Raw genomic sequence first — 9,235 nt, forward strand, 5'->3', positions numbered from 1 at the left:
GGTGCGGTGAGGGCTCGGGTGGCCGACAGGCCCTGCCGGGGGTCTGGGGGTCGCTCCCCAGGAGCGGATAAGAACCTCGTCCGTTGCTTCTCAGGACTCGGCCTCGACCCTTGCGAGTACCGCCTCGGAGAGCTCGCGGAATTCCCGGTAGCAGGTCTTGACGTACTGCTGGGTGCTGCCGAGAGCTCCGTCCGCAGGCCTCAGGTCGAACATGGGTTTGCGCGCGTCGTGCGCCAGTGGCATCAGGCTCCGGTAATTGCGCAGTGTTGCAATGCGGTGCCTGCCATCGTCGCGGGACGGCGGGGACTCGGCCAGAACCATGGCGGAGTACACCCAAGGGATCCGTTCGAGCCACCGCTTGTACGCTTTGACGGGCCGGTCGAGTCGCATCTCCGGCTGCATGATCACGTACCCGAGCGGCCGCATCTCCGCTCGCGGCGCGGAGATGCCGGCCGGTACCCTCGGCAGCACCAGGCTCTGCCAGTCCTGGCGCCATTCCCGCAGCGTCGGCCCCAGGTTGCTCAACCCCTTCAGCGAGAAGAGGTCCGCGGCGAGAGGCATCAGCACCGTCTCGGCCGCGATCAATGCGGCGCGGTTGATCGCACCGAGGTTCGGTCCTACATCAATGAGGACCACATCCGCTTCGACGGACACCCTCGCCTGCTCGACGATCCGGTGGAACGCGGTGGACGTGCGGATCGCTGCGACGTCCCCCGCGTACGCGCGCGACCATTCGTTGGACAGCTTGTCCTCGAATCGGCTCAGGTCGAGGCTGCCCGGCAGCAGCCAGAGACCAGGCTGCAAGCAAGCGGGCTCGACCGCCGCGATGTCGCCGGTCCCCTCCAGAATCGGGCGCACAGCATCGGCGATCGTCTGGCCGCTGCGCACTCTCCCTGTACCGGGCAGCCCCTGCAGTGCCGCACCCTGGTTGATGAGTTCGGAGGAGTTCTCCCACAGCTCCTCGATCTCGGTCTCCTCCAGGCACATGGAGGTGAGATTGGCCTGCGGGTCCAGATCGACGGCAAGCACGCCGAGTCCCATACGGCGAATCATGTGCGCCAGGTGGTAGGCCAGTGTCGTTTTTCCGACTCCGCCCTTGTTGTTGAACAGCGCGATCGAGGTCATGCGTTCCTCCGGATGGTGACTGCCCAGGACGAGTCGTCCACCTGGAACTCGGCCAGCGGGTTGCCATTGCGCTGGAGAGAAGTCTGGACCCGTCCGACGCCGCGGCCGAAGCGGTTCACATATCCGAGACCCTTCATCGCGGCTGCGAGGGACGGATTGCGGTAGTCGGTCACACGGTCGAAGTTGTCCTCCCGGACTTGCCCGAAGGGGCCGCCCGGGTTCGTCACCTCGATCCGGTCGTCGAACCAGACGACGCGCGTGGGGGCGTACGAGGTCTCGTAGTTGCGGTGCATCAGCGCGTTCATGCAGACCTCGCGCAGGGCTTCCAGCGGATAGTCCGGCTGCGGGGTCTCCCGGAATCCGTCTTCGATGAGACGGGTGCGCAGATTGCTCCGCAGCAGCGGTTCCAGCCGGGCGGCCAGCCCCACGAGGTTCTGACGCAGTTCCTGCTCGTCCGCGATGGCGGCATCCAGGTCGGTGCCCTGGTAGCGGACGAACTGGAGGTAGGCACCGGGGATGTGACTGCCCGGATCGAGCCCGATGGTGAGCATGCCCAGGGCGGTGGGACGGCCCTCCGGCGTCAGGAGGTGGAGTGAGGAGAGCTGGAGGTCGACCGGACGGCCGTTCTCCTCGATGACTTCGGGAGCCACCATGGAGGGCAGATAGGTCCGCTCGAACACGTCCAGGTCGAGGTCGTCGCGGTGTGCGAGGGCCAGCGGCCGGGTGTCGAAGGGCATGTCCTTGGCGCGCCTGCGCTCCGCCAGAACTCGTTCGTCCTCCCGGCCCGCCTTGCGTGTAGTGGGCCCGGGGCGGACCCAGATGACGCCTTCGAACCGCACCGGTGGCGTCGCGCTGGCCTGGACGTGGATGCGGATGACAGGTCTGCCTCGATAGCGGGCGGGCTCGACGGTGAGGGAGGGGCGGTCGAGGACACGGCCGTCGTCCCGGAGTTCGGTGAGCTGCAACAGCGCCCGGTCGCTGGTGTCGACCCCGTCCACGGGGCGCCCTTCGTCATCCACCCCGATGAGGATGTCGCCGCCTCCGTGGCCGCACAGGTCATTGGCCATCGCGCACACCGCGTTCCCGATGGCGTCCCCGCGCTTGCCCTCCCGCTTCGCGGAACGCTTGAACTCCAGGGCCGGTGTTTCCCGCGTGCCCAGGACGGCGGCCAGGTCCACTTCGTCTCCACTCACGGTGGTCATTGTGCAGGGTGGTGCGGGTCGGGGCGGTCAGTGGCGTGCTGGGGCTGCTCCCCATGACAGATCCGCGGGACGGTGAGGGCCGCCCAGACCGTCCTGCCGCTCGTCGGGTATGGCTCGGTGCCCCAATAGTCGGCGAGCGCGGTGACGAGGAGGAGGCCGCGCCCGGACTCGCAGTCTGCCGTCACACTCGGCCGGTGCTCCGGGCGGTACTCGCCGCGAGCGTCCGTGACCTCGATACGGAGGTGGCCCGCGACGGGGTCGAGAAAGAGCCCGAGCCGGAAGTCCCGGCCACGCACAGAGCCGTGGAACACGGCATTGGCGGCGAGCTCCGCGACGATGCGCTCGGCACGCTCCGCGACGGATGGAGGGAGCTGCCAGGCGCGGAGTTCTCCGGCGGCGAGCAGCCGGGCGAGGCGGGCGCCGCGCCGAGTGGAGGACAGCAATTGCCTGAACGTACGTACGTTCGCCGTCCGTTGAGGTGCGAGCGAGTGCATGAGGTGCATGGGTGCCACGGTGGCGCTCGCGCGGGGGTCTTCGCCAGCACCGAGGCCCGTACGTTCGGTAAGCGTACGGGCACAGAGGGTGGACAATACGGTGGTGGTGTCATCACGCTGGGTGAGTTGTGCACGGGACGGTCCCGGGCACCTACCTGAGCGCACGGCATGGGTGCGCATGTACTTGAGGGGGGTCGCTGATGACGACCAGCACTGTGGAGGGGGCGGCGGCGGGCGGCGACGACGCCGAACGGGAGCCCGATCCGTCGGACAGTTTGCGGACGTTCGGCGCCGTCGTCCAGGCCCTGCGCGAACACGCCGGGCTCAGCCGGACCGAGTTCGGCAAGCTCGTCGGGTTCTCCAAGCACACCGTGGAGTCGGTGGAGCTGGGGCGGCGTATGCCCGACGAGGCGTTCGTGGAGCGGGCCGAGGAGGCGCTGGGCAATACGGGCGCGCTGCGCAAGGCGGCGCAGTATCTGTCGCGCGGTGAGCCCGGACTGGCTGCGTGGTTCCGGCGCTGGGCGCGGCTGGAACGGCTGGCAGCCAACCTCGGCACCTACGAATGCCGACTGATTCCCGGGCTGTTGCAGTCGGAAGACTACGCACGGGCCGCCTTCGACAACAGCATTCCGCCACTGGCCGACGCGCAGATGGAGGCACAGGCCGTCGCCCGGATGGAACGGCAGGAACTCATCCGGAAGCGGCCCAACACCGCGTTCAGCTTCGTCGTGGAGGAGCACATCGTGCGGCGGCGGCTGGGCGGGGACGAGGTGGCCAGAGGGCAGTTGGACCACATGCTCTCCCTCGCCGAGCTGCGGAACGTCTCCGTACAGATCATGCCGGCCGACACCGTGTGCCACGCGGGTCTGGACGGCCCGCTGGCGCTCCTGGAGATGCCGGACGGCAAGCGGCTCGCCTACTCGGAGGGGCAGAAGAACGGCCGTCTGATCACTGACGCGAAACTGGTCACCGTGCTCCACCAGCGGTATGCGACACTCCGGGCACAGGCCCTCAACCCCGTTGACTCCGTGGGTCTGTTGAGGCGCATCAGAGGAGCACTATGAGCAGCACTGCGGATCTGGACTGGTTCAAGTCGAGCTACAGCGGCACCGAAGGTGACAACTGCGTCGAGGTCGCGGCGACCGCGACCGCCGTCCATGTGCGGGACTCCAAGGACGTGTCCCTCCCGCACTTCGCCGTCGGCCGCGACGGCTGGGCGCGCTTCGTGGAGTACGCGGCGCACGGCTGAGCCGTGGCGGGCGCCGCAGCTCAGCCATGGCCCGGCCCCGCAGCCGTCGGCCTCCGCCGGCCTCGGGCCGCGCCGGATGACGCGGCCCCTGGCCCCGGGGCAGTGTGGGAGTCGAGGTGCAGGTCCCGCCGTCGGCGCGAGGGGGCTTCCGGGGTGGGACCGGCCGCCGCCATGCGGGGGTACGGCGTGCCCGGGGCTCTCTTCACGCAGCGCTCCGCATGTCGTCGGCGGCTCGTCGACCGCTACGGATCGCGCCCTGCATGAGCGCGAACCAGTCACCGGCCGTGTGCTCGCCCGCGAAATGGACCGGGCCCACCGGCGCCTGCGCCGCAGCCACGCCCTCACCCGACAATCCGGTGGAATAGGCTCCGAGTGCCCACTGGTCGTCGTCCCAGGTGCTCAGAACGGCACGGCGACGGTCGACCGTCAACTCGGGGCGCAGATCTTGCAGCGCGGTCAGCCACAGGTCAGGCCCGTCGACCACCTCCAGAGCGCGTACCGCCTCGGACGAGCCGACGAAAGCGTGCACGGCCGGTTCGGCCGAGGGGCCACCACGGGTAGCGGTCCACGTCCAGTAGGCATGATCGACTGACAGCACCGCGCTCGGATCAGGGCGAGACCCCAGCGGCTCCGCGATCTTGGCGGTATGGCTGTACTCGATCCGGTCCAGCACATCGGCCTTCCACGACGGCAGGTCCGGTTCGAAGTCGATGCGCCGCCACACCGCCGCCGGGACGGCCACCACACAGGCGTCCGATGCAGCCTCTCCGCCATGCCACCGCACCCGTACGTCGTCGCGGGTCCAGGCGATCGACTCAACCGGGCGACGTAGCAGAATCTGCCCCGTCAGCTCGGCTGCCGTCCGCAGCGCGAGTTGCTGATTGCCCCCCTCGCATCGGTATGCCTCCCGGCCTGAGAACGACGCAGCATGGTGGCGCAGGACGTCCACAGCAAGACGTGCGGGGTCCTGGGCGAACGACACCCGCAGCCGGGCGGCGATGGCGCGCCGCACCCGGCCCGGGAGAGCGGCCCGCTCCAGCGCCTCGGCGACGGTTCCCGTCCTGGCCGAGTTCCGGAGGACTTCGACGCCGGCCAGGACATCGCTGCGGGCGACCGTGCCGGCGGAGTCCCGCGGTTCGCGGTCGGAGTAGCTCATCCCGGTCGGCAGCAGCCGGATGCCGAGCTCGTCGGCCAGCCGATGCACGGCGGTCTGGCCGTCCTCGATGAATTCCGCACCGCGCTCGAACCACACGCCGCCGTCCAGTTGCTGCGACCAGACCCGTCCACCCACCCGGTCCCGGGCCTCGATCACCAGCACCGTGTGCCCCGACGACTCCAGGGCCCGTGCCGCCGCGAGCCCTGCCAGTCCGGCCCCTACCACCGTGACACGCACGCCGTCACCGCTCCTGTGCCAGGGCCGGGGCTTCTTCCACGGCTGCGGCGAGCTCGGCGAGCGTGCCGAAATGATGGTCGGGTGCGGTGACGGAGTGCGGCGATGGCGTGGCTCCGAACCCGGTACGGCCCCGGCGCCGCTCGATCCAGCACGTCGCATATCCGAGCTGCCGCGCCACTCCGATGTCGTGGTACTGGCTCTGCGCCACATGCAGCACCTCGGAGCGTGCGATGTCGAGCATCCTCAGCCGGCCCAGACAGTAGGCGAACACCTGCGGGTCGGGCTTGTTGACCCCGACATCCTCCGCGGTGACCGCATCGTCGAAGGGATCCCCGAGCGTGCTGCTCATCGCCCGGGTGGCGGCGTTGTCCGCGTTGGTCACAGCGACCAGCCGGAACCGGCGGTGCAGCGCGGCCAGCGCCTCCCGGGCGTCGGGGAAGGCCGGCCACGCCGCAATGGACAGGCGCAGCGGGCTCGGCCTTCCCCGGCCGTCCAGAGCGGGCAGGTCGAGGTGGGCTGCCAGCCGCGCCGAGATCGGGTCCAGCATCTGCGTGAACGGTGTCCGGGGAGTGCGCTGTTGCTGCTCGTCCTCCGCGGCGCAGAACTCCTGGAGTATCTCCTCGTCGCTCAGCTTCAAGCTGTCCGGTCCTGCCACCTGGCGGACGCACTCCACGATGCCGGTCTCGAAGTCGATCAATGTCCCGACGACGTCGAAGGTCAGCACCCGGAATGCGCGCAGCGTTCCACTCCCGGTCCCGCGCGGGCTCACGGCTCCACCACCAGTTTGCCGACGAAGTCCTTGGACACGAAGTGCTTCTGCGCGGTCGCGAGCTCGGCCAACGGGTAGCGGCCGGCCACCAGCGGACGGAACATCCCACGCCCGACCAGGTCGACTACCGCGGCGAAGTCCTCGTGCGTACCGAACGACGACCCGAACAGGGTGAGCTGACGCAGGTAGACCGTCCGCAGGTCGGTCTCGACCAGCGGTCCGGCGATGGCACCCGCGACGACGTAGCGGCCCAGCGGAGCGAGGACCCCCAGCAGGTCACCGAAGGACGGGCCCGCCACCACGTCGGCGACGACATCGACCTCCTCGATCCCGACCGCGGCCAGCGCGGCGGGGAGTTCGGCGTCCCGGGCGACGACCGCATCCTCGCCGACCTCACGGGGTGCCGCATGCTTGGCGGCCCCGGCGACCGCCACCACCCTGGCCCCGCGGGCCTTGGCGATCTGCACGAGCGTGTCCCGACGCCGCCGGAGGCGCCGTCACCAGCAGCGTCTCGCCCGCCTCCAGTCCTGCGCGCCCGAGCATGCGCATGGCCGTGGTGGCGGCAGTCGGCAGTGTCGCCAGTACCGCGAACGACAGAGCATCACCGACCGCGTGCACGTTCTGCGCCGGTACGGTGACCAACTCGGCGAATCCCCCGTCCCGCTCGCTGCCGAGGTAGTCGGTGGTGACCAGGGCGATCTCTCCACCGTCATAGATCATCGGGTCGACCAGCACCCGCTCGCCCACCCGTGCCTCCGGCACCCCGGCGCCGACCTGGTCGATCTCCCCGGCCACGTCGGCGCCCTGAATGCGCGGGAAGCTGAACGACGACCGGCGCCACCCGGTCTGCGCGTCCGGGTCGTCCGACGAGCCGTAGGCGCCCTCGCGGGTCCAGATGTCGGTGTTGTTCAGCGACGCCGCCCGCACGCGTACCCGAACCTCACCGGGACTCGGTAGCGGATCCGGGACATCCGCCCGGAACTCCAGCGCCTCCGGACTGCCGTGTCGTCAACCCACCGGTGGGTATAGTCGAACCATGTCCGCAGATGCCCCCACCACGGATGCTGGCCGCAGGCTGCTCGCGTCAGCCTCGCAGCTCTTCTACCGGGACGGGATCACCGCTGTGGGGGTCGCCGGGATCGCCGAAGCCGCCGGCGTCACGAAAAAGACCCTCTACGACTGCTTCGGTTCGAAGGCCAACCTGGTCACGGCCTACCTGGCCCGCCGGCACGAGACCTGGTGGGCCCACCTGCAACGCCGCCTGGCCGGTGCACCGCCGCCGCGCGTCCTCGTCGTGTTCGACGCCTACCGCGACCATCCTCGGCTCGATCTCGGCCGGGGGTGCGGGTTCCAGCGCGGCGCGGCGGAGCTGGCCGAGGGACACCCCGGCCGCGCTGTCATCCGCGAACATAAGGCCGCAGTTCGAACCGAGATCGCCCGGCTGCTGGCCGACGACCTGCCGCACCTTCGCGACATCGATGGCCTGGCCGAACACATCTACCTACTGCTTGAGGGCGCCGCATTCCAACGTGGAATCGACGGGCACGCCGAGGCCCTGCAGCGGGCGCGAGAGCTCGCCGGCAATCTCGTCCAACGAGCCGGCCACTGACTCGCCTCCGCCCACGATGCCGAGAGCCCTTCGATGCGGGGCATGTGTCCAGCTCGGTCCGGCGAGCGGCGGCGGAGGGGCGGCATCCCGTTTTGACCCCGGGTGGGCGCCCCAGTATTCTGCTGGTTCGTTGTGTGTATTGGCTTGCCTGTTCTCACGTGGGGGGCTATACACCGGCCTACCGGTCGATGACCAGCGATCGCATGCGGATGCGTCACCGCATGCGATCTTGCCTGTCGTGATCTGCCTGGTTGGCCCTGTCAGGACCCAATCACTGAAGAAGCGAAGGCTACGACCGTGCGTACGTACAGCCCCAAGCCTGGCGACATCCAGCGCCAGTGGCACGTCATCGACGCCCAGGACGTCGTCCTCGGCCGTCTGGCCTCCCAGGCCGCCACCCTTCTGCGGGGTAAGCACAAGCCCGTCTACGCGCCTCACGTCGACACCGGTGACTTCGTCATCATCATCAACGCCGACAAGGTGCACCTCTCGGGCAACAAGCGGACCCAGAAGATGGCGTACCGCCACTCCGGCTACCCGGGTGGTCTGCGGTCCGTCCGCTACGACGAGCTGCTGGAGAAGAACCCGGAGAAGGCCGTCGAGAAGGCCGTCAAGGGCATGCTCCCCAAGAACACCCTGGGCCGTCAGATGCTCTCGAAGCTGAAGGTCTACGCGGGCGACCAGCACCCTCACGGTGCGCAGCAGCCCGTGCCGTTCGAGATCAGCCAGGTCGCGCAGTAAGTCCGGCCACCACCTACGACTGAAGAGAAGCTGAGGAGAATCGTGGCCGAGACCACCGCTGAGACCCCCGTCGAGGGCGTCGAGGAGTACACCACCGAGACCCCCGAGGCCCCGGAGGAGTACACCTCCGAGTCCCTCGCCTCCCGGTTCGGCGACCCGCAGCCGGCCGCCGGTACCGGTCGCCGCAAGAACGCCATCGCCCGCGTCCGGATCATCCCGGGCTCGGGGCAGTGGAAGATCAACGGTCGCACCCTTGAGGGCTACTTCCCCAACAAGGTGCACCAGCAGGAAGTCAACGAGCCGTTCAAGGTCCTGGAGCTGGACGACCGCTACGACGTGGTCGCCCGTATCTCCGGCGGCGGCATCTCGGGCCAGGCCGGCGCCCTGCGCCTGGGCGTGGCCCGCGCGCTGAACGAGGCGGACGTGGACAACAACCGCGGCCCGCTCAAGAAGGCCGGCTTCCTCACGCGTGACGCCCGTGCGGTCGAGCGCAAGAAGGCCGGTCTGAAGAAGGCCCGCAAGGGCACGCAGTACAGCAAGCGCTGACCCGGCGCCCGCCGGAGCGGAAAGCTGCATCCCGATGCCCCGTCGGCACCTCACCTCGGTGCCGACGGGGCATCGGTCGTTCGGGCCGGATGCCGTACGCCTCGTAC

Annotated in this window: 12 protein-coding genes; 5 read left to right on the forward strand and 7 right to left on the reverse strand. The window is 69.4% G+C overall.

What is annotated here, in order from left to right; genetic code table 11:
* Positions 1 to 90 precede the first annotated feature (90 nt).
* Genes ITI46_RS31195 through ITI46_RS31205 form a run of 3 tightly spaced genes read right to left on the reverse strand, consistent with a single transcriptional unit; the run spans position 91 to position 2,770 of the window.
* Entirely contained in the window at positions 91 to 1,125 is a 1,035-nt protein-coding gene (locus ITI46_RS31195; protein ID WP_209243295.1) for a ParA family protein, read from the reverse strand.
* Positions 1,122 to 2,327 (reverse strand): RNA/DNA-binding domain-containing protein, encoded by a 1,206-nt coding sequence (locus ITI46_RS31200; protein WP_209243296.1) that lies wholly within the window; start codon positions 2,325 to 2,327, stop codon positions 1,122 to 1,124. The genes ITI46_RS31195 and ITI46_RS31200 overlap by 4 nt, the downstream gene beginning before the upstream one ends.
* Positions 2,324 to 2,770, reverse strand: a complete 447-nt coding sequence (locus ITI46_RS31205) for an ATP-binding protein (RefSeq protein ID WP_307808397.1) — start codon at positions 2,768 to 2,770, stop codon at positions 2,324 to 2,326. Before ITI46_RS31205 ends, ITI46_RS31200 begins: the two co-directional genes overlap by 4 nt.
* Before the next feature lie 251 nt (positions 2,771 to 3,021).
* Between ITI46_RS31205 and ITI46_RS31210 the strand changes: the two genes are divergently transcribed.
* Together ITI46_RS31210 and ITI46_RS31215 are read left to right on the forward strand one after the other, a co-directional pair.
* Positions 3,022 to 3,885 carry a helix-turn-helix domain-containing protein gene (locus ITI46_RS31210; RefSeq protein WP_209243297.1) on the forward strand — a complete coding sequence of 288 codons (864 nt, stop codon included), beginning with the start codon at positions 3,022 to 3,024 and terminating at the stop codon, positions 3,883 to 3,885.
* On the forward strand, positions 3,882 to 4,070 hold the full coding sequence (locus ITI46_RS31215) for a DUF397 domain-containing protein (protein WP_209243298.1): 189 nt from the start codon (positions 3,882 to 3,884) through the stop codon (positions 4,068 to 4,070). The genes ITI46_RS31210 and ITI46_RS31215 overlap by 4 nt, the downstream gene beginning before the upstream one ends.
* Before the next feature lie 202 nt (positions 4,071 to 4,272).
* On the opposite strand, the gene ITI46_RS31220 is transcribed toward ITI46_RS31215, so the two are convergent.
* Genes ITI46_RS31220 through ITI46_RS35220 form a run of 4 tightly spaced genes read right to left on the reverse strand, consistent with a single transcriptional unit; the run spans position 4,273 to position 7,159 of the window.
* Positions 4,273 to 5,463: a flavin monoamine oxidase family protein gene (locus ITI46_RS31220; protein ID WP_209243299.1), complete on the reverse strand. Its 1,191-nt coding sequence runs from the start codon at positions 5,461 to 5,463 to the stop codon at positions 4,273 to 4,275.
* 4 nt (positions 5,464 to 5,467) lie between these two features.
* Complete coding sequence (locus tag ITI46_RS31225) at positions 5,468 to 6,232, reverse strand: HAD-IA family hydrolase (RefSeq protein ID WP_209243300.1); 765 nt, start codon at positions 6,230 to 6,232, stop codon at positions 5,468 to 5,470.
* Positions 6,229 to 6,699, reverse strand: coding sequence for a zinc-binding dehydrogenase (locus ITI46_RS35215; RefSeq protein WP_307808398.1), 471 nt, complete (start codon positions 6,697 to 6,699; stop codon positions 6,229 to 6,231). Before ITI46_RS35215 ends, ITI46_RS31225 begins: the two co-directional genes overlap by 4 nt.
* Positions 6,626 to 7,159, reverse strand: a complete 534-nt coding sequence (locus ITI46_RS35220; protein WP_307808399.1) for an alcohol dehydrogenase catalytic domain-containing protein — start codon at positions 7,157 to 7,159, stop codon at positions 6,626 to 6,628. Before ITI46_RS35220 ends, ITI46_RS35215 begins: the two co-directional genes overlap by 74 nt.
* 109 nt (positions 7,160 to 7,268) lie before the next feature.
* Between ITI46_RS35220 and ITI46_RS31235 the strand changes: the two genes are divergently transcribed.
* The 3 genes from ITI46_RS31235 to rpsI all read left to right on the forward strand — a co-directional run bounded on the left by ITI46_RS31235 (position 7,269) and on the right by rpsI (position 9,128).
* Entirely contained in the window at positions 7,269 to 7,841 is a 573-nt protein-coding gene (locus ITI46_RS31235) for a TetR/AcrR family transcriptional regulator (protein WP_209243301.1), read from the forward strand.
* Between the two features lie 297 nt (positions 7,842 to 8,138).
* Positions 8,139 to 8,582 carry a 50S ribosomal protein L13 gene (rplM, locus tag ITI46_RS31240; RefSeq protein ID WP_209243302.1) on the forward strand — a complete coding sequence of 148 codons (444 nt, stop codon included), beginning with the start codon at positions 8,139 to 8,141 and terminating at the stop codon, positions 8,580 to 8,582.
* A gap of 42 nt (positions 8,583 to 8,624) precedes the next feature.
* Positions 8,625 to 9,128 (forward strand): 30S ribosomal protein S9, encoded by a 504-nt coding sequence (rpsI, locus tag ITI46_RS31245; RefSeq protein WP_099883495.1) that lies wholly within the window; start codon positions 8,625 to 8,627, stop codon positions 9,126 to 9,128.
* Positions 9,129 to 9,235: the final 107 nt, after the last annotated feature.

The sequence above is a fragment of the Streptomyces oryzae genome (genome assembly GCF_017676365.1).
GTDB lineage: Bacteria > Actinomycetota > Actinomycetes > Streptomycetales > Streptomycetaceae > Streptomyces > Streptomyces oryzae.

Coding starts and splice junctions, on each gene's coding strand:
- ITI46_RS31195 (WP_209243295.1), bottom strand. CDS start 1,125: ATGACCTCGATCGCGCTGTTCAACAACAAGGGCGGAGTCGGAAAAACG.
- ITI46_RS31200 (WP_209243296.1), bottom strand. CDS start 2,327: ATGACCACCGTGAGTGGAGACGAAGTGGACCTGGCCGCCGTCCTGGGC.
- ITI46_RS31210 (WP_209243297.1), top strand. CDS start 3,022: ATGACGACCAGCACTGTGGAGGGGGCGGCGGCGGGCGGCGACGACGCC.
- ITI46_RS31215 (WP_209243298.1), top strand. CDS start 3,882: ATGAGCAGCACTGCGGATCTGGACTGGTTCAAGTCGAGCTACAGCGGC.
- ITI46_RS31235 (WP_209243301.1), top strand. CDS start 7,269: ATGTCCGCAGATGCCCCCACCACGGATGCTGGCCGCAGGCTGCTCGCG.